The organism is Methylocapsa polymorpha (assembly GCF_045689225.1).
In the GTDB taxonomy this organism is placed as follows: Bacteria; Pseudomonadota; Alphaproteobacteria; order Rhizobiales; family Beijerinckiaceae; genus Methylocapsa; species Methylocapsa polymorpha.
Window position 1 is genome coordinate 759,163 of record NZ_CP136862.1, and the last position, 19,763, is coordinate 778,925.

The following is a 19,763-nucleotide window of genomic DNA, read 5'->3' on the forward strand; positions in this document are numbered from 1 at the left end:
ATCGCTCATGGCCGAAGTGCTCTTGGCGATCCGCACCATCCCCGAATGAAACGGCTCCATGCCCTGGCAACGGGTCGTTTCATCCGCTAAGGCGGGTCGCGTCGGGCTGATTCTCCGGCGCGGCCGCCGCGAAGGCTGGCTCTTCGCGCGCGGCGGCGTCGACCGCGACGATCCGCGGATAGGGCGACAAATCGAGAGCGAACCGGCGCGCATTATAGACCTGCGGCGCGAGGCAGACGTCAGCCAGCGTAATCCGATCTCCGACAGCGTGGCGTCCAGCAGCGTTGGCGAGCCGCGCTTCGATCGCCTCGAATCCCCGCCCGATCCAATGCCGGACCCAAGCGGCGCGCGCGTCGGCGTCCGCGCCATAATCCGCTGAAAGCTTTTCGAGAACCCGCAAATTGCCAAGCGGATGAATGTCGCAGGCGATGGCGTAGGCGATCTCGCGGCAGATCGCTCTCAGCCTCGGCTCGGCGGGCAAAAGCGGCGGGTCGGGATACACATCGTCGAGATATTCGATAATGGCCAGCGACTGGGCGAGGCTGAACCCATCGGCCTCGCTCCACAAGGGCACGAGGCCGGCCGGATTCAGCACTCGATAGGCCTCGCTCCCCTGTTCGGCCTTTCGCAGATCCACGAAGGCGCCTTGCGCGGGAATCCCTTTGAGGTTCAGCGCAATGCGCACCCGATAGGATGCGCTCGATCGCCAATAGCCGTAGAGAACGGGATCAGGCATCAGGAGCATCTTCCGACGAAGCGGGACCCGGTCCGCCGCCGGAAGCAGGGACGAAGGATGCAGTCGGAACGCTCTCGCCAACTTCGGCATCGCAGGAGCGCCCAGCTCCCGCATAGCGCTCGACCGTTTGCTCTATGGCGCCGAAAATGGAATGGCCGTCGGCGTCCTGCATCTCAATTCGCACCGTGTCGCCAAATCGCATGAATGGCGTTTTCGGCGCGCCCATCAGAATGGTCTCTACCGTCCGGATCTCGGCGAGGCATGAATAGCCGAGCCCGCCATCGGCGATTGAACGGCCGGGGCCGCCGTCCGCGCCTTTGTTCGAGACGGTGCCGGAGCCGATGATTGTTCCCGCCGTCAAAGGTCTGGTCTTGGCCGCATGGGCGATGAGGGTTGGAAAATCGAACGTCATGTCGACGCCTGCGTTCGCCCGGCCGAACGGCGCGCCATTGAGGCTGACGCGCAAAGGAAAATGCACTTTTCCGCCATCCCATGCCGGGCCGAGTTCGCCGGGCGTGACGGCGACGGGCGAGAAAGCGGACGACGGCTTCGACTGAAGGAAACCGAAACCTTTCGCGAGCTCCGCCGGAATCAGGTTGCGAAGCGACACGTCATTGACCAGCAGGATGAGGATAATCGCGGCGGCGGCGGCCTCGCGGCTTGCGCCCATCGCAACGTCGCCGATGATAACGGCTGCTTCGCCTTCGAAATCTATGCCGAAACTTTCGTCAGCCATCTGGATCGGCGCGCGCGGCGCGAGGAAAGCGTCGGATCCGCCTTGGTACATCAGCGGATCGCTCCAGAAGCTCGGCGGCATCTCGGCGCCGCGCGCCTTGCGCACCAGCTCGACATGATTGACATAGGCGGAGCCGTCGAGCCATTGGAACGCCCGGGGCAGAGGCGAGAGCGCGTCATGCTCATGGAAACGCTCCGCCGGGACGGCGCCGATTTCAAGCTGCGCCGCGAGCGCTTCGAGACTTGGCGCGACGCGCGCCCAATCATCGAGCGCATCCTGAAGGGTGGCGGCTATGGCGCCGGCGTCGGTGGCCCGCGTCACGTCGCGGGAGACCACGACAAGCCTGCCATCGCGCGCGCCGTTTCTGAGCGTCGCGAGCTTCATGGGCCTGTCCACTCCCGGCGCTTCGGATCAAAATTCTTCTCCAGACCGCGCCAGCAATCGATGTAATCGCTTTGCAATGTTGGGAGCTTGGCGCCGTATTCGGTCACATGTTGCGGGTAGCGCGTTTCGAACATGAAGGCCAAACTGTCCGTAAGCTTATGCGGCTTCAGCTCGCCAAAGCTCGCCTTGTCGAAGGCTTCCTTGTCCGGCCCATGCGGCAGCATGCAATTGTGGAGCGAGACGCCGCCCGGCAAAAAGCCGTGCGCCTTGGCGTCATATTGGCCATAGATCAGGCCCATGAACTCGCTCATGATGTTGACGTGATACCATGGCGGACGAAACGAATGCTCGGCCACGAGCCAGCGCTCGGGAAAAATCACGAAATCGACATTCGCCACGCCCGCCTCGCCTGATGGCGCGGTCAGCACCGTGAAGATCGAAGGGTCCGGGTGATCGAACAGAATGGCGCCGACAGGCGCAAAGCTGCGCAGGTCATATTTGTAAGGCGCATAATTGCCGTGCCAGGCGACGACGTCGAGCGGCGAATGGCCGATCTCCGTGCGATGGAAGCCGCCGCACCATTTGACAGTGAGGCGGCAGGGCGTCTCCTTCTCCTCGTACCACGCCACGGGACTCTTGAAGTCGCGTCTGTTCGCCAGGCAATTGGCGCCGATCGGTCCGCGTTCGGGAAGCGTGAATTTCGCGCCGTAATTCTCGCACACATAACCGCGAGAGGGACCATCGCTCTGCCCGACCTTGAACTTCATCCCGCGCGGGATGACCGCGATTTCGCCGGGCCCGATGGCGATGAGGCCGAGCTCGGTGGCTATGTCGAGCCCGCCCATTTGCGGCGCGATCAGCAATTCGCCGTCGGCGTTGTAGAAATAATCATCGGTCATGTCTTCGGTGACATGATAGAGATGCGCCGCCATTCCGGTCTGGGTGTTGACGTCGCCCGCTGTCGTCATGGTGCGCATGCCGGTCACGAAGGTCAGCGACTCGCTTGGAATCGGCTGCGGGCCCCAGCGCAATTGGCCGAGCGGAAGGCCATGGTCGTCGATATGCGGCGCCGTTTTCCAATTGCGCACGCTGATGCGCGCGAAACGGCCGGTATGCTTGACCGAAGGGCGTATGCGATAGAGCCAGGAGCGTTCGTTGGCGCTGCGCGGGGCGGTGAAGGGCGAACCCGACAATTGCTCGGCATATAGCCCATAAGGACAGCGCTGCGGCGAGTTTTGTCCCTGCGGCAGAGCGCCCGGCAGCGCTTCGGTCTCGAACTCGTTGCCGAATCCGTGCATATAATGATCAGGCATGGCGCGCCTCCCCTGGAAACTCAGGATAACGTCAAACGCGCCCGCCGACTATTGATTCCAGCACATGTTCCGCTTGAAACGCCCGGTCGGGCATTTCTTTCCCAGCCTGCCAAGAAAGCGTTCTAAGCGCTGATCACGCCGCGTCTGATCTGGTCCCTTTCTATGGATTCGAACAAGGCGCGGAAATTCCCTTCGCCGAAGCCTTCGTCGCCCTTGCGTTCGATGAATTCGAAAAAGATCGGCCCGATCACTGTTTTCGAGAAGATCTGCAACAGGAGCTTCGGCCTGCCCCCTTCGACGACTTCGCCGTCAAGGAGAAGGCCGCTTGCGCGCAACTCCTCCAGCAGTTCGCCATGCCCTGGCAATCTGCCCTCGATCCCCTCGTAATAGGCGTCCGGCGGCGGCGGCATGAAGGAGAGACCGCACGCGGCGAGGCTCCGCACGGTTTCGTAGACATTCCGGCAGCCGCAAGCGATATGCTGGATGCCCTCGCCTCTATATTGATGCAGATATTCCTCGATCTGGCTCTTGTCGTCGGCGGATTCATTGATCGGTATGCGGATCTTGCCGCAGGGGCTCGTCAAGGCGCGCGAGAACAGGCCGGTCTTTTTTCCTTCGATGTCGAAATAGCGGATCTGCCGGAAATTGAAGAGGCCCTGGTAGAAGCTATACCAACGGTTCATGTTGCCACGAAAAACATTGTTGGTCAGATGATCGAGATAATCTATGCCGCAACCGAAGGGCTTCGGATCTTCTTCACCGATCCAATCAAAGGCGCCTGCATAGGGCGAGCCTTTGTCGCCATAACGGTCAATGAAATAGATGAGGCTGCCGCCAATGCCTTCGATCGCCGGGGCGTCGAGCGTCTTTGCGCCGCGTTCGCCTGCATAGGGCTTCGCTCCCTTCGCCACGGCGTGGGAGAAAGCCTGCGCCGCGTCAATGACCCGCCAGGCCATGGCTGGCGCGGAGGGGCCATGGAGATCGATGAAGCGACCGCCGAAGCTCTCTCCATCGGCGTTCAGGATGTAGGTGACGTCGCCCTGGCGATAGAGATCAATCGGACGAGACTTGTGCCGCGCCACGCGTTCGAAGCCCATTTGCTCAAACAACGCCTTGAGCGACTCGGGTTGCGGATGGGCGAATTCGACGAATTCGAACCCATCGGTTCCGGCTGGATTGTCCGCGCTGATTTCGGCGGGCGGCGCCTCATGCGGAAAGAGGTCCATCCTACATCATCCTTCTACGAAATCCTTCTGCGAAGAACCGCTAATTGAAACGCGAGAACTCCACTCGATATGTGTTGGGCTACTGATTATTCTCGCCTCAGGCGCATTGATCGACGAGCCCGCGCGCATAGGCCTGGGTCCCGCGCGACAGGACCTTGTCGTTTGGCGCGACGGCGGCGATCGCAATGTCCGGCGCTTCAGCCAGCCTCGCGTAGATCGGGCCGAAATCGGTCTTGATGGTTAGATCGAGCAGCCCTTGCAGCGACGGAATGACGAAATAGACTTGCTGGAAGTCGTCGATGCGGTAAGGCGTGCGCATCACCCGCTCGAGGTCGCAGCCTATTCGGTGCGGCGAGGAGGATTCGAGCGCGAAGATCGACTCCGTCCTGGAGGAGACAATCCCCGCGCCATAGATCCTGAGCCCCGCGGAGGTTTGCAGGAGGCCGAATTCGACCGTGTACCAATAGAGCCGCGCCAGATTGTGCAGGCGGCCAAGCCCAAGGGCGCGAATTCCGCCCTCGCCATAGGCTTGCATGTAATCCGCAAAGACCGGGTCGGTCAGAAGCGGAACATGGCCGAAGACGTCATGGAAGACGTCGGGCTCCTGAAGATAATCGAGCTGGTCCGCGCGGCGAATGAAATTGGCGGCGGGAAAGCGCCGATGCGCGAGATGATCGAAGAAGATTGCGTCCGGCACGAGCCCAGGCACGGCGACGATGCGCCATCCGGTGAGGGCGCTGAGCCGCTCGTTCAAGCGATGGAAGTCCGGGATGCCGGCCCCATGGAGATCAAGCGCGTCGAGCCCATGCAGGAAGGCGTCGCAAGCGCGCCCCGGAAGGATCCGGGCCTGCCGATCATAGAGCGTGACCCAGATGCGATGCTCGGCTTCGCCGTAAGCCTCGAAGCGTTGTGGAATGGTCCAGTCCGCGCTGGCGCCGGCTGGCGGATGAATGATCTTGTCGAGCAGCTCCATGATCTCGGATCCTGCCGTCGCGCGCCCTGTGGTCTAGCGGACGCGTCTCCTGCCTTTCCCTCGGGTCGTCCAGGGGCCGCCCGCACGGTTGACCCGCAGCCGCGGACCATTGCGAATTGCGCTCGGACGGTTTCATATTTAAGCGCGAAAGCGCGCGCCGAAAGCCTCCTTGAAAAATTAATGTGAAAAGCGCCACGGACAACAGCGCATGACGCCGAGATGTTGTTCTTCGCGCATCTGAAGCACAACCTGGGCATGCGAAGAGTCCGGCTCGGCGCGCGCAGTTGAAAACCGCCGGAAACTAACCAAGTCTGTTCAACGTTGGCTCGCGCGGTTTTGATCGCCCGGGTCCAAACGAAGGCTCGACATCGCCTTTGCTGAGGACTACGCCCGGAACTCCCGCCAAACGGGGACGTTGCTGATATCATGGACGACCGCCTCGGAAACGCCCGAAGCGGCAAGGCAGTTTATCCGCTCATGCGAAGGATCTTGATTGGTCTGGCGTTTATTCTGGCGGCGGCGGGCCTCGCGGCCGCCGTTCACTATGAATACGCGCGGACAAGCGAAAGGCGAAAAGAACCAGAACAAACCACCGTGCCGGTCCGGACGGCGATCGCCGTAGCACGGGACGTTCCGGTCATTTTGCGGGGCCTAGGCCAAGTTGAAGCCTACAACTCAGTCGCGCTCAAGAGCCGGGTTGAAGGCAACATCACAGCGATCAATTTCCGTGAAGGACAAATAGTCCACAAGGGCGATCTTTTAATCCAGATTGATCCACGTCCCTATCAAGCAGCGCTCGACCAGGCGCGGGCGGTCCTCGCCAAGGATCAGGCCGCGCACGCCAACGCCCAGACGGATCTCCAGCGCTACGGCAAGCTTCTGACGCGGGAATTCGCGCCCGAGCAGCAATATACAACGCAAAAATCCACGGTGGCCCAAGCCGAGTCGACATTACAGAACGATCAGGCGCAAATCGACGCCGCCGCGCTTAACGTCGAATATGCCGCGATCAAGTCTCCCATCGACGGAGTGACCGGGATACGTCAGATCGACCTCGGCAATCTGGTCCCGGCTAATAGCAGCACGCTGGTCACGGTGACTCAGATCCAGCCAATCTATGTCGTGTTCACGCTTGCGGAGGCGACCATCCAGCGCATCCGTGAGGCGATGCGGCGCGGCCCATTGACCGTCGAGGCCTTCGACCAGGCCGATCAGAAAAAGATCGCCGCCGGCGTCCTCAATCTGATCGACAACGCCGTCGATCCGACGACAGGCATGGTCAAGCTCAAAGCCGAATTCGCCAACAAGGACGACGCTCTGTGGCCGGGGCAGTTCGTCAATGCGCATCTCGTGATTGAGGTCATTTACAATGGGGTGAATATTCCCGCGGCCGCCGTGCAAACCGGACTGAACGGCAGTTACGCCTATGTAGTGAAGCCAGATTCGACTGTAGACATGCGCCCCATTTCCGTAACCCAGACCGAGAACAACATGGCGCTCATCGGGTCAGGCTTGCAGCTCGGCGAAGAGGTCGTCACTGCAGGTCAATCCAGGCTGCGGCCAGGCGCCAAGGTTCAAGTTTCGAACGCTCTCGCCCAAAACGCGCCATCTGCCGCTTCGCCAACGGCAACCGGTCAGAGCGCGCCAAAATGAACATTTCTGCGGCTTCCATAAGACGGCCGATCGCCACGACATTGCTCATGGCCGCACTTATGATCAGCGGCGTCGTCGGCTACAATCTTCTGCCTATCGCCGCCTTGCCAACCGTCGACTTTCCCACGATCGCCGTAACGGCGAATCTCCCCGGCGCGGATCCGGAGACCATGGCCTCCTCCGTCGCGCAGCCGCTTGAACGGCAATTCGCCAACCTTCCGGGCGTCAATCAGATCACCTCGACGAGCATTCTCGGCACGACGGTCGTCACGCTGCAGTTCGATCTCTCGCGCAATATCGACGGAGCGGCGGGCGATGTGCAGGGCGCGATCAACGCCGCGCAGGGCTATCTGCCGAAAAATCTCCCGACGCCGCCGACCTACAGAAAGGTCAACCCCGCCGACCAGCCAATTCTCATTCTGGGGCTCACGTCCCCGTCGATGCCGCTGACGGAGCTCGATCGATACGCCGATTTGAACATCGCGCAACGCATCTCAATGTTGACCGGCGTCGGCCAGGTGGGAATCTTCGGTCAGCAAAAATTCGCGCCAACGATCATGGTCAATCCGCTGGCGCTCGCGGCCCGGGGCATCGGCCTCGACGAAATCGCCAGCGCCGTCGCCAGCAACACCGCAAACCTGCCTGTCGGCACGTTGCAAGGCCCCCGGCAGGCCTATCAAATCGGGACCAACGGCCAGCTCTTTTCGCCGGACGATCTCGCCAAGTCCGTGATTGTCTACCGTAATGGCGCGCCGGTGCGGGTCGGCGACGTAGCCACGGTCACGATCGGCGCGGAGAGTCCCCTGCAGGCAAGCTGGATCGGCGACAAGCGCGGCGAGATGATCGGGATATGGCGCCAGCCGGGGGCGAACACGATCGATCTCGTCGATCAGATCAAGGCGCTCCTGCCGACGCTTCAGGCTTCGATCCCGCCTTCCGTCGATCTCACGATCGTCAGCGACCGCTCGACCTCAATCCGCGAAAGCTTCACGGATGTGAAGCTGACGCTCGCCGGCACGATCGTTCTCGTCGTGATCGTGATCTTCGTCTTCTTGCGAAATTTTTGGGCGACTCTCATTCCCAGCGTCACCGTTCCCTTGTCGCTCTTCGGAACGTTCGGGGTCATGTATCTGCTCGGCTATAGCCTCGACAATCTTTCGCTGATGGCCCTCACCCTCGCGGTGGGCCTTGTCGTCGACGACGCCATCGTGATGCTGGAAAATATCTTTCGCCATATGGAGGATGGCAGCGACCGCATGAAGGCGGCTTTCGACGGATCGGCGGAGATCGGGTTCACGATCGTCTCGATCACGATCTCGCTGATCGCGGTTTTCATCCCGCTTCTGTTCATGACCGGCATCGTCGGACGGCTGTTCCGGGAGTTCGGCGTCACCGTCACCGTGGCGATCGTCTTGTCCGCCATGATCGCCTTGACCCTCTCGCCGATGATGGCGTCGCTGGTGCTCAAGAATCCGAGGGACGCGCGCCATGGCCGCATCTATGAATGGAGCGAGAGAGCTTTCGAAGCGACCATCGCCGGCTACGAGCGGCTTTTGAAGCTCTCGCTTCGGCATCGTCGCGCCGTCATGCTGATCAATTTGACGCTCATCGGGCTTTCGGCTTGGCTGTTCGTCACGACCCCGAAGGGCTTCTTTCCGGAAGAGGACACCGGCCTCATCTTCGCTTTCACGCAGGCCGATCAGGACATCTCCTTTCAGGGCATGGCTGACCGGCAGGAGGCGGTGGCCAGGGTGATCCTCGCCGATCCCGACGTCGCGAGCTTCGGTTCATTTATCGGCGGCAATGCGAGCGCGGGCCTCAACACCGGGCGCCTGTTCCTTCAATTGAAGCCCTTCGATCAGAGAAGCGCGACGGCTCGGCAGATCATCCAGCGCCTGCGCCCGAAACTCGCGGCCATTCCGGGGATTTCAACCTATCTGCAATCGATCCAGAACATACAGGTCGGCGCGCGCCTCGCCCGCACGCAGTATCAATACACCCTGCTGGACACGAACCCGGAGGAGCTTAGCGAATGGGCGCCGAAGGTGCTGGCCAAGCTCCAATCGCTTCCGGCCCTTCAGGATGTCGCGAGCGATCTACAGACAGGCAGCCCGCAACTGGCGATCCAGGTCAATCGCGACGCCGCTTCGCGTCTCGGCGTGAACATCACCACGATCGAGCAGACGCTTTACGACGCTTTCGGCCAACCCTATATCGCCCAGCTCTACGGGCCCCTCAACACCTTCCACATCATTCTCGAGGTCGCGCCGCAATATCAGCAGGATGTGTCCGCTCTCACGCGACTCTATGTGCATGGCGCCGCCGGCAAGTTGATTCCAATCAGCCAATTCGCCAAGCTTGTGCCGACGCCGGGGACGATTTCGGTCAATCATCAAGGACAGTTCCCGTCCGTTACCTTGTCGTTCAATCTTCGGCCGGGAGTCTCACTCGGCCAGGCTGTCTCAGCGATCCAGCAAGCGGAAAAGGAGCTGGGCATACCCCCAACCTTGCAGACATCCTTCCAGGGAACCGCGCAGGAGTTTCAAAGTTCGCTGACGACCCAGCCGGTCCTCATCGCGGCGGCGCTTTTCGCCGTCTACATCGTCCTCGGCGTTCTTTATGAAAGCTTCATCCATCCATTCACGATTCTTCTCAGCCTTCCTTCGGCGGCGGTCGGCGCATTGTTCTTTTTACGGCTTTTCGGCTTCGACCTGACCATGATGGCGATCATCGGCCTCATCATGCTGATCGGCATCGTCAAGAAGAACGCGATCATGATGATCGATTTCGCCTTGGAGCGCTTGCGGGTGGAGCATAAATCCGCCGAGGAGGCGATCTACGAGGCCGCCGTCCTGCGCTTCCGGCCGATCATGATGACGACGATGGCGGCCATTCTCGGCGCCCTGCCGATCGCGATCGGCGTCGGCGCCGGCGCGGATTTGAGGCAGCCCCTCGGCATCGCGGTGGTGGGCGGCCTTCTCGTGTCGCAAGTTCTGACGCTTTTCACGACTCCCGTCACCTATCTCTACATGGAGGCCTTCAGCGCCTACATCGGACGCCGCCTGAAGAAGAAGCCGATCGAGGCGAATGCGGCGCCCCGCCCGGCCGAGCCCGGCCGAAAGGTGGCGTAACCTTGAGCGTGGGCCATAAAAGCCGAGCGCGATGTCGCGAGCCTTTCTCAGGGGAGCCGCAAGCGCAAGAGTCGAACTCCAAGGGCGATGTTTTTTGGCTCGACGGCGGTTGAGCAATGCGCAATCAATAGGGGGACCGATTTCGACATAGAAAATCGGCATAGCGTCTATTTCGGCTGCATCCGCCGACGCCGCGATCCGGCACGGATCCGCCAGCGGCGCAACGCAGGTCTATCCGCGCCGGGGTCGCATTCAATTGACGGCCGAAATGGAGGAAGGGAGACGCCATCATGACAGGATCTTCTTCGAAGCCCTCTGCGACCGGGCCGCGCTCGATTGCTCTCGTCGGCCCATATGGCAGCGGCAAATCGACATTGTTCGACGCTCTCATGGCCGCTGGTGGCGCGCCGGTCAAGCGAACCAGCGACGCCCGAAGCCGGACGATGAGCACCGAGCTGAGGCTTGGTCATTGCGCTTATCTTGGCGATCGATGGTCGATCCTGGATTGCCCCGGCTCTGTGGAATTCGGGTTCGAGACGGCTAGCGCGCTGACGGCGGTCGATCTCGCCGTCATCGTCTGCGAGCCTGCGGCCGAGCGCGCATCGAGCCTGCCGCTCCTGATGCGGGCTCTCGAAGAGAGCGGGCTTCCGCACTTCATCTTCGTCAATAAGATCGACATGCTTGCGACCCCGGTCCACGACATGGTCGCGGCCCTTCAGGCGCATTCGAAGCGGCCGCTGCTGTTGCGGCAAATCCCGATCCGCGAGGACGACGCCGTCATCGGCTTTGTCGACGTCGTCGCCGAGCGCGCTTACCGCTATCGCCCGAAGCAAAGCTCCGAGCTGATCGAGCTGCCGTCGGATATGCGCGAGCCCGAGAAGGAGGCGCTCGCCGGGCTGACCGAGGCGCTAGCCGACCATGACGACGCGCTCATGGAGAAGCTGCTCGAGGATATGACGCCGACATCGGCCGAAATCTATCAGCAATTGCACAAGGACCAGGCGAACGACTCGATCGTCGAGGTTCTTTTCGGGGCGGCTGCGCAGGCGCATGGCATTGCGCGTCTGTGGAAGGCTTTGCGCCATGACGCTCCCGACTCGCGCGTCACCGCCGAGCGCTGCGGCGTCCCTGCGGGCAACCAGCCGCTGGTTCAGATCTTCAAGACGGTTCAAGCCGGCAAGCTCGCCTATGGCCGCGTCTGGCGCGGCGTCCTGCGGGACGGCGCAACATTCGACGGAATCCGCGTCGGCGGCGTCTCCCGCTTTGTCGGGGGCGAATCGGTGAGAACGCCAGAGGCCGACGCCGGCGAACTGGTCGCACTCGGGCGGCTGGAAGGGGTTGCGACCGGGGCGATCCTCGGCGCCGTCGGAGCCGCCGGGATGCTGCCTTTCCCCGCGCCGCCGCCGCCGCTCTATGTGCTTGCCGTCGCTGCGAAAGATCGGAAGGACGACGCGAAACTCTCGGCCGCCTTGCACAAGCTTGTCGATGAAGATCCGTCCCTCAGCCTCGAGCATAATATCGAAACCGGCGACATGCTCCTAAAGGGCCAAGGCGAAATCCATCTCAACGTAGCTCTGGAGCGCCTAGCTTCAATCTACAATCTTCAGGTCGCCGTCAGTTCGCCGAAGATCGCCTACAAGGAAACGATCAAGAGATCGGTCTCCCAGCATTCCCGATTGAAGCGCCAGACCGGAGGCCATGGCCAATTCGCCGACGTCAAATTGGAGATCGAGCCGCGGCCTCGCGGCGCGGGCTTCCTGTTCACCGACAGGATCGTCGGGGGCGCTGTGCCGAAGCAATATATTCCGGCGGTCCGCGATGCCGCCGAGGAAGCCATGCAGAAAGGTCCATTCGGCTATCCTGTGGTCGATGTCGGCGTAACGCTGGTCGACGGAACGTTCCATGCGGTTGACAGCTCAGACATGGCGTTCAAAAGCGCCACGCGCATGGCGATCATAGAAGGGCTCGCCAAGGCTGAACCCGTCTTGCTCGAGCCGATCGATCATGTGACCGTGACCGTGCCCAACAATTTTACCGCCGCTACGCAACGCCTGCTGAGCGGCCGCCGCGGTCAGATACTCGGCTACATGGAGAAATCCGGCTGGCCGGGCTGGGACGATGTCGAGGCGATGGCGCCGGCGGCGGAGCTGCAAGACTTCATCATAGAACTCCGCTCGGACACGATGGGGCTCGGCTGCTATCGCCGTCATTTCGATCACCTCGCCGAAGCGCGCGGCCAGCTCCCCGAGCGGGGCGCCCACTAACTCTGCAACAGAGCGATGCACTGAGATCCTGGCGCCACGTCATCGGCAATGGGGTATGCTCGATAGAATCAGGATTGGCGGGAATAGTTCGATTGCGGGGCCGGGGTCTCTGCACCAGCGCCGAGGAATATCTCCGTCCGTCCTTGCATCATAGTCGTAAACCGAACAGTCGAGATTCGTGTCTCCCGTAGCATTGCGAAAGTGGTAGATCCCGGGATCGACAGGGCCAGACTCCCATTGGGCGACAAATGTTTCATGGCCGCAGCTCACACGAAACAGATACGACTTCGCATTCACGCCAGAGACCGCGAAAGCCATAATGCCCACACAAATGACGAAGCCTTTGCCAAAGCCAAGCATGGCTGTCTCCAGTACGAACCAATCCTCTCGCCGCCCGAGGCCGCGGCTAGCATAGCATCGCTCCGACGGACAATCTTTGCTAGAGCATGTTCCGAAAAAGTTGATCGACTTTTTCGATCAGAACATGCTCCAACTCTTTGAATTTGAGCGATTCCTTTTCGATCAGATGAGTCCATCTGATCGGGAGGCGCTCTAGAGCATTTTCAAGCGAAGAGGCTACCTGTTCGCAAACCGAATTTGCGATTGCTGAGATGACGCCGCCGCGCCTAAATCGTACAATCAAATTCTTGCGTCGCGGCGACGCGGGGCCCAATTTGACCGGAACGCTTGATGAACGAACCTACCGTCGAGCGAAAGCTCGCTGCGATCATCGTGGCCGACGTCGTCGGCTACAGCCGGATGATGGGCGACGACGAGGCTGGGACCCTCGCGGCGCTGACCCGATATCGGCGAGAATTCGTGGATCCGACGATCTTGGAGCATCGGGGCCGCATCGTGAAGACGACGGGAGACGGCTTGCTGCTTGAATTCGCCAGCGCGGTCGACGCTGCGCGCTGCGCCATCGCACTACAGCAAGGAATGGCTGAGATCAACGCCGGTCTGCCGGAGTCGCGGCGCATCACTTTTAGGATAGGGGTGAATATAGGCGACGTGATCGTTCAGGATCATGATCTCTTCGGCGACGGGGTGAATGTGGCCGCCCGGCTCCAGGCTTTCGCGGAGCCGGGCGGCATCTGCGTTTCGCGGGCCGCCAATGACCAGATCCAAGGAAAGATCGAGGCGTCCTTCGCTGACGCCGGATCGCATCAATTCAAGAACATCGCGCGCCCAGTCGAGGTCCTGGCGCTTTCTGCGGAAGCGATCGCCGGAATGCCCAGGGCGGCGGCGGCGGCGGGGTCGCCGAGATCTTCAACGGGAGAAACGCGGCTTTGGCCGCGACGAACGGCGATCATCGCCGTTTTGGTCGTGAGCCTCTGTCTGGCCGGGGCCGCGGCGGCGTTGTTCCTGGGGAGAAACGCCAAGAAGGATCTGTCGAAGGAGCTCGATCCGATCCTCTCACAAGCGCTGCCCAAATCAACGACGAAAGCGCGCCGGACGCTGATCTCCGAATATGTCGCCCTAGGACCGCACCGCGCTTTCGCGCTTGCCCCGAAGGCGCAGTCGCGCTGGTGGACGGGAGACTGGCCGACGCCGGAGACCGCCGAGGAAAAGGTTCTCGAACGCTGTCAGCTGACGTTCGACGAGCCCTGCGCTTTGCTCGCGGTCGACGAGGCGATCATCGCTGCTGGAAGCGACGGATCCCGTGCGTCTCGGGATATGCCGAGGATCCATTATTCGGGGATGTTCGATCCGGCGCAGGTTCCAGGCGTCCGGCTGGCGACCAGCGCGCGAGTCGATGTGACCGGCTACGCAGCGGCTCCTGGCCCGAAAGCGGCGGCCATTCACGCTCGCGGTCTCCTGATTCTGGCGACAGGCGCTTCCTCGCAGCGCCAGGCCGAGGAACAAGCGCTGAAGAACTGCAACGACGATCCGTCGCGCAAGGCTGTCGACGGACCCTGCTATCTCTATGCTGCCGATAATCGCGTCGTTCTGACCGAGCGGAGCACGACGCCGATCTCTCCCCCTTGACGCGTCGGCGCCGAAGGATGAGCAAAATAGCGCGCCCCTCAGCGGCGAAGGAGAGCCTTCAAAAAGGCCAATGTAGCTGGGATCGCTCTATCGGCTGCGTCAGCGTTTTCAGGAACGCTTTGCCGTTTCGCGCCTGGATCGTCGAAGTCGTGAGTCGCTCCTTGATAGATCTCGATGGAGACATCGCCGCCTGCGGCTTGCGAATCCTCGACCAGCCGCGCGCACCGTTCGGCCGAAACCTCTTCGTCGGCGTCTCCCGAAAAAACGCGGAGCGGCGCATAAGGGTGATAACCATTGGCGAATCTGTCGTGCAGCGCGCAGGCCGGGTAGAAAGCCACAGCGCCCCTAAAGCCTTCCCCTGGCTTTTGACCGGTCGCGGCAAGGATCTCGTCGGACATGGCGGCGATGGCGGCGCTTCCGCCATTCGACCAGCCCTGGAGCGCGATGCGATCGCCATCGACGTCAGAACGAGAGCGCAGATATTTCAGCGCTCCATAAGCGTCGAGCGGACGCACCGTCACCTCGTTCACCGCATCAGGCCGCGAATCATAGGAATGAATTGGGAATCCTCCCGCGTATCCGCGCGGCCCGAAGCCATCCACGAGCAGAGCGGCATAGCCGTGACTAGCCCAGAAACGACCCCAAAAGGCATGACGCCTCGAAAGCGTCGAGGCGTCGTATTTCCCTCCGGCGAGAGAGGAATAAGCGCCGGCCCTGCCGTGCATCATTACAATTGCCGGAACTTTCCTCGCAGTCGTCTTTCCGGCTGGCCGGAACAAGTATCCGGTGAGCATGGTGTCGCCGTCCAAGCTTTGAAACTCCACCTGTTGCGGCAGATTGTCCGCCTCGGCGGAGGTCAGCAACACGAGGGTGTGAAGCATCGCGCCGATGGCGACAAGTTGAAGGCGCGAACGGCGCACAGCTATCTCCCTAATGTTTTGCGCCAGCGGCCTGGCGTGCTGGAAGCCGAGGTTAATGCTTGCCCATCGCGGCCGCCGCGGTCAGGGGCGTAATTGATGAGACAGCGTCACGCGATCGAATGTGCGCTATGGCGCCCCATAACAGGACGTCAAGACGATGGACAATGAACTGAAGCGGAATCACTTCTGGCAAGCGCCAATCCAACGATCGCGCCATCAATCGCCGAACAGTGCGGCTCATTGCGTCATGCTTGCCCGGCGCGGTCGTCGCGTGATAGCCAGATCAGGCGCCGATCGCGAATATTGGAAGCTGGTCATTTCGATCGCCATTATGAGCGCTAGCGCACAGCCCCTAATAGAGCGGCCGCCTAGACTTCATTATCGCTTAACAACGAGAGCGAATCGAAGATATAGACCAGAGGACATTCAAGTGACCGCTTTAAAACAATTCATCCGCTCAACCTTCGTCGCTGTCGTTCTCGCCGCCGGCGTCGCCGCGTCCGCTACCCCCGCCGCCGCCCGGGGCGGACATCATGGCCACCATGGACATCACGGCCACCACCACGGCCATCATGGGCGTCACGGACATTGGGGACATCACGGACACTGGGGACACCATTACGGATATGGCTATGGATACCGCCACTACGGGTATCGTCATCATGGCCGTGTTTGCCCTCCCGGAACCCACCTCGGCTACGAAGGCAGGTATTGCCATCCGAACCGTTATTGAAGATCAGGCAGGATCTTTGCTCGAAACATAGCTTTTAACGGGCGCGTTGATTCACGGCGGCAAGCAGAATATTCTGTTTGCCGCCAATTTGCCTGGAGAGTCGCAAGACGCTCTGCGTCCTGGCCTCACGTGCGGCGCGCCGGATCTCACCGCAAGCCTCACGTCGGATGACCCGCCTTGGGCGGAGCTGATCACGGGCTCCAGCACACAAAGCGATCGGCGTAGTCAAGCTTGCGCAGACCGCATAAATTCGTCTGCGCGCGCTAGCCATACGATAAGGATCCTGCGCGGCTTGCTTCTTACGGGAAATCGCCTTTCGGAAATCCGGCGGATCGCGCTCTTCACTCGTCTCCAGCTTGGCGGCCCATGCTGGCTTTCGGGTCCAATGTCAGTTCTTACAATGCGGTAAAATCGCCAAGGAAATCATTGCGTGAAGAACTCCGCCTCTCGTTTCCTGTCGCTCCGGGAGCCTGCGCGCTCGATGACCGGAGATATTTCGGCCATTGTCGAGGAGGTTCGATCGGCGGGATTCAGCTTCGCGCCCGCGGCGCAAATCCGCGCGCTCCTGACGCCTGCGGCGCTTGCCGAATGGCCCTCCTTCGCCGCGAGTTGGGACGATCTCGGCGTCGACACATATATGGCTGATGGCGGCCGCTATCGCCGCCGACGCTTCGCGGCCTTCGCCGTGTCCGCCGAAGGCGTCGTCCGCAAAGCGCATCAGCCGCATTATCAGAGCCGGGACTACAACCCGCTCAATGGGGGGATCGAACGTTGGTTCGGACCAGTGACCGAGGCCGTCGCCGCCCACCCGGTCACCCTCGGTCTTCTCGACGTTGGTCGGCGGGCGTTTGACGCATTGACGCCTACGCCGGACAGGCCGCAAGCTTGGCACGTCGAGCTGCACCAGTTCCGGATCGAAGCCCTCGCCGGACAAATCGGCCAGCCGACGCCCGAGGGCCTGCATCGCGATGGCGTCGACTGGGTGCTGGTGGTGCTGGTCGACAGGAAGAACGTCGAAAGCGGGGTCACGTCGATCTACGATCTGGACCACAGGCACTTGGGCGACTTCACGCTTGTCGATCCTCTGGATTCCGTCTTTCTGCAGGATAATCGGGTCTTTCACGGCGTGACGGCGATCCGCGCATTGGAGCCCGATCTGGTCGCCCGCCGGGACGTCGCAGTCATCACCTTTCGCGCGGAGCCGCTGCGCCTGCCGAGCCCCGATTGAGGCGGGCTAATGCAATCTGGCTCTGGATAACGTCCTGCGTGTCATGGAACCACGATCACGACGCGCGGGGCGAGGCTCACGACCTTCTGCGACACGCTGCCGAGCAACAGGCCGGCAAGACGCCCCTGACCGCGTTTTCCAACCGCGATGGCGTCCGCGCGCACGCTCTGAGCAAATTCCAAGATCTTTTCCGCGGGGTCGCCCCAAGCCGATTGCGTATGGACATCGAGCGCCCCCAATCGCCGCGCGCGTTCCGCGGCGGCTATCAGAATCCCCCGCGAATGCGAGTCGATAATATCGCCCACATTTTTCTCAAGCGAGGCGGACCGCATCACTTCATCCAACGCCTCGCCGGATAGATTCCCCGCCACGTTGAGAATGTGCAAAGAGCCGCCAACAGCCTTTGCAAGCTCCGCCGCGACATCGATGGCGCGATTTGCGCCCTCGGAGCCGTCGGTCGCCGCCACGAAACGCTTCATTCGACGCACTCCCCCATGCGATAGGCCATCGGCCTCCCAGCGCCGTTGTCATCCCGCAAAGGCAGCCGACCGAGCCAGCCTTCCTTCGGGAGAGCAAGCCCGCCGCGACTGCCGAGAAGGCCGAATTCAACCTTGCTGAACTGATGCCGGAAAACCGCGCGGGACTTATGGAACATATATTTTGCGCGCCTTTGCTCCATCTCGTTTCCTAACGGGCCTTTCCCTACCTAACTTTGCAACGGACGTCTCCTGTCGCCATTCCGGCTTCGGGACGCCTCCAGCAATCGCGAATTCAATGAATTCGAAGGCAGATATGCGCATCAGTTCAACCGAAATCATCGAGGGCGGCCGCGTTCTCTATACAATCGGCAAGATCAAAGCCGCCTCCGCCTGGCATCCCGCCGATGGCGCCCCCTCCCAAGACAATTGGCGTGAACTCGTTTTGAGCGAACTTATCCGGACGGCGGAAGACATCGACGCCGACGCGATCATCGGCTTCGATTACGAAACCGACGGTATGGTTCAAGTCGAAGAGACCGGAGTGCGACTCAAGCGCATCCTCGCCACTGGCGTCGCGGTCAAGCTTTCTTGCGCAGCGTAGCGCGCGGCCTTCGAAGAGATGCGGACGTATTGGGGAAGACCGCGCCTTAGGACAATTACATAGGCGGGCTGCGATGGAGCCGTAGCGCGGTTCAAACGCCGGGCCGCGGAGTGATGATCCATCCTTTAGACCTTGCCCGCCCCCTTCCAGAGACGCCGCCATTCCCCCCTTTATCGACACAGCCTTCACCAGCTTCATCACATTCCTGGTGATCCTCGATCCGCCGGGAACCGCGCTGGTGTTCGCCGCTCTGACTGCCGCCATGCCGCCGGCCCAGCGCAGGCTCGCCGCCTGGACGGCGAGCCTGCTGGCGGGCGCGATCCTGCTATTGTTCGCCTTGGCCGGCAGGATGTGGTTATCGATTCTTGGAATCGGCCTGCCGGCTTTTCGGGTAGCCGGCGGGTTGCTGCTATTCCTATTGGCCACCGCCATGGTGTTCGGCCGTCAATCCGCTACGCACGGCGTGGCGGAAGCCGAAGCTTCCTCGCATGACGACATCACCGTCTTCCCTCTGGCCTTCCCGTTGATCGCCGGGCCAGGGGCGATGACCTCGGTCGTGCTGCTGATGGGCCGCGCCGACGGCGATCCGGCGCATGCCCTGGTGGTTGTCATGATGCTTATGGCGGCGCTGGCGATTGTGCTGGCGTCGCTGCTCCAAACCCGCATCATAGTGCGAGTCCTCGGCGTTACGGGCGGCAATGTGATTGGACGCGTGCTAGGGATCAACCTCGCCGCGCTGGCGGTGCAGTTCGTCATCGATGGGCTGCACGACGTTTTGCTGCCTTGGAGTCTAACGCTGGAGGCCGGTCGAGCGCCAGGCGGATGACTGGAGCCGCGTGCGGGCTCAATCAACCGGCCGGCGATGACGGTCACGCGCAACTGACTCGTGATGCTCGCCGTTCAACCCGGATTCGAATTGCCTCTTTATCTCCCATTTATTGCGAGGGAGACTCTTCCGTCTCGAATTTTTACGCCCGAAGGGGCAGGTTATGGGATCGGTCGCAGAATCGGCGGCGCTCGACAGCCGATCTTGAAATGGAAAGCGATATGGCGCGGATCGAACCTTTGGACTCTATCGACGCCTGCGAGCCTCCTTTGCGGCCGCTGTCGAGATCGTCTCACGTCTTCATGGGCAGGGATAGCCGCGGCAACTGGGTCGTGCGGGATCGAGCCGGGCAATGCGGCGGCCTCTTTGTCAACCGTTGCGAAGCGCTCCGCTTCGCTATGTTGGAGAACGGGCGCCGGCCGCGAGCGGTCATTATGGTCCCCGGCGCTCTTGAGTTCAGCATAGGCCGCCCGGCCAAAGCAGTCCTCGGTTCAGAATGGCGGCCTTTGGCTGGGTGATTCGCGTCCGCGCCTCGGCGATGTCAGCTCCGAGGACCGCCCTGAACGTGACG

Annotated in this window: 16 protein-coding genes; 8 read left to right on the forward strand and 8 right to left on the reverse strand. The window is 61.5% G+C overall.

What is annotated here, in order from left to right:
• Nucleotides 1-79: 79 nt before the first annotated feature.
• From maiA to phhA, 5 genes are all read right to left on the reverse strand, one after another.
• Entirely contained in the window at nucleotides 80-736 is a 657-nt protein-coding gene (maiA, locus tag RZS28_RS03635) for a maleylacetoacetate isomerase (protein ID WP_407339845.1), read from the reverse strand.
• Nucleotides 729-1,856 carry a fumarylacetoacetate hydrolase family protein gene (locus RZS28_RS03640; protein ID WP_407339846.1) on the reverse strand — a complete coding sequence of 376 codons (1,128 nt, stop codon included), beginning with the start codon at nucleotides 1,854-1,856 and terminating at the stop codon, nucleotides 729-731. Before RZS28_RS03640 ends, maiA begins: the two co-directional genes overlap by 8 nt.
• Nucleotides 1,853-3,169, reverse strand: a complete 1,317-nt coding sequence (gene hmgA / locus RZS28_RS03645; protein WP_407339847.1) for a homogentisate 1,2-dioxygenase — start codon at nucleotides 3,167-3,169, stop codon at nucleotides 1,853-1,855. Before hmgA ends, RZS28_RS03640 begins: the two co-directional genes overlap by 4 nt.
• 122 nt (nucleotides 3,170-3,291) lie before the next feature.
• A complete protein-coding gene (gene hppD, locus RZS28_RS03650; protein ID WP_407339848.1) occupies nucleotides 3,292-4,395 on the reverse strand; it encodes a 4-hydroxyphenylpyruvate dioxygenase in 1,104 nt (367 codons plus the stop codon).
• Between the two features lie 97 nt (nucleotides 4,396-4,492).
• Nucleotides 4,493-5,368 carry a phenylalanine 4-monooxygenase gene (gene phhA, locus RZS28_RS03655; RefSeq protein WP_407339849.1) on the reverse strand — a complete coding sequence of 292 codons (876 nt, stop codon included), beginning with the start codon at nucleotides 5,366-5,368 and terminating at the stop codon, nucleotides 4,493-4,495.
• Nucleotides 5,369-5,794: 426 nt separating this feature from the next.
• Here phhA and RZS28_RS03660 point away from each other — a divergent pair, with 426 nt between their 5' ends.
• The 4 genes from RZS28_RS03660 to RZS28_RS03675 all read left to right on the forward strand — a co-directional run bounded on the left by RZS28_RS03660 (nucleotide 5,795) and on the right by RZS28_RS03675 (nucleotide 14,405).
• Nucleotides 5,795-7,021: an efflux RND transporter periplasmic adaptor subunit gene (locus RZS28_RS03660; RefSeq protein ID WP_407339850.1), complete on the forward strand. Its 1,227-nt coding sequence runs from the start codon at nucleotides 5,795-5,797 to the stop codon at nucleotides 7,019-7,021.
• Entirely contained in the window at nucleotides 7,018-10,152 is a 3,135-nt protein-coding gene (locus RZS28_RS03665; RefSeq protein ID WP_407339851.1) for an efflux RND transporter permease subunit, read from the forward strand. The genes RZS28_RS03660 and RZS28_RS03665 overlap by 4 nt, the downstream gene beginning before the upstream one ends.
• 290 nt (nucleotides 10,153-10,442) lie before the next feature.
• A complete protein-coding gene (locus RZS28_RS03670) occupies nucleotides 10,443-12,416 on the forward strand; it encodes an elongation factor G (protein WP_407339852.1) in 1,974 nt (657 codons plus the stop codon).
• Nucleotides 12,417-13,106: 690 nt separating this feature from the next.
• The gene (locus tag RZS28_RS03675; protein ID WP_407339853.1) at nucleotides 13,107-14,405 is read left to right on the forward strand and encodes an adenylate/guanylate cyclase domain-containing protein; all 1,299 of its coding nucleotides are present in this window, start codon (nucleotides 13,107-13,109) and stop codon (nucleotides 14,403-14,405) included.
• A 38-nt stretch (nucleotides 14,406-14,443) separates the two neighbouring features.
• Here RZS28_RS03675 and RZS28_RS03680 read toward each other — a convergent pair whose 3' ends face one another.
• A complete protein-coding gene (locus RZS28_RS03680) occupies nucleotides 14,444-15,325 on the reverse strand; it encodes a dienelactone hydrolase family protein (RefSeq protein WP_407339854.1) in 882 nt (293 codons plus the stop codon).
• Between the two features lie 533 nt (nucleotides 15,326-15,858).
• Here RZS28_RS03680 and RZS28_RS03685 point away from each other — a divergent pair.
• Nucleotides 15,859-16,089 carry a hypothetical protein gene (locus tag RZS28_RS03685; RefSeq protein WP_407339855.1) on the forward strand — a complete coding sequence of 77 codons (231 nt, stop codon included), beginning with the start codon at nucleotides 15,859-15,861 and terminating at the stop codon, nucleotides 16,087-16,089.
• Nucleotides 16,090-16,488: 399 nt separating this feature from the next.
• A complete protein-coding gene (locus tag RZS28_RS03690) occupies nucleotides 16,489-17,286 on the forward strand; it encodes a 2OG-Fe dioxygenase family protein (protein ID WP_407339856.1) in 798 nt (265 codons plus the stop codon).
• A 41-nt stretch (nucleotides 17,287-17,327) separates the two neighbouring features.
• Here the strand turns inward: RZS28_RS03690 and RZS28_RS03695 are convergent, their stop codons facing one another.
• Together RZS28_RS03695 and RZS28_RS03700 are read right to left on the reverse strand one after the other, a co-directional pair.
• Nucleotides 17,328-17,765 carry a universal stress protein gene (locus RZS28_RS03695; protein ID WP_407339857.1) on the reverse strand — a complete coding sequence of 146 codons (438 nt, stop codon included), beginning with the start codon at nucleotides 17,763-17,765 and terminating at the stop codon, nucleotides 17,328-17,330.
• Entirely contained in the window at nucleotides 17,762-17,965 is a 204-nt protein-coding gene (locus RZS28_RS03700) for a hypothetical protein (RefSeq protein WP_407339858.1), read from the reverse strand. Before RZS28_RS03700 ends, RZS28_RS03695 begins: the two co-directional genes overlap by 4 nt.
• 95 nt (nucleotides 17,966-18,060) lie before the next feature.
• Between RZS28_RS03700 and RZS28_RS03705 the strand changes: the two genes are divergently transcribed.
• On the forward strand, nucleotides 18,061-18,366 hold the full coding sequence (locus RZS28_RS03705; RefSeq protein WP_407339859.1) for a heavy metal-binding domain-containing protein: 306 nt from the start codon (nucleotides 18,061-18,063) through the stop codon (nucleotides 18,364-18,366).
• A gap of 238 nt (nucleotides 18,367-18,604) precedes the next feature.
• Nucleotides 18,605-19,192: a MarC family protein gene (locus tag RZS28_RS03710; RefSeq protein ID WP_407339860.1), complete on the forward strand. Its 588-nt coding sequence runs from the start codon at nucleotides 18,605-18,607 to the stop codon at nucleotides 19,190-19,192.
• The last annotated feature ends 571 nt before the right edge of the window (nucleotides 19,193-19,763 follow it).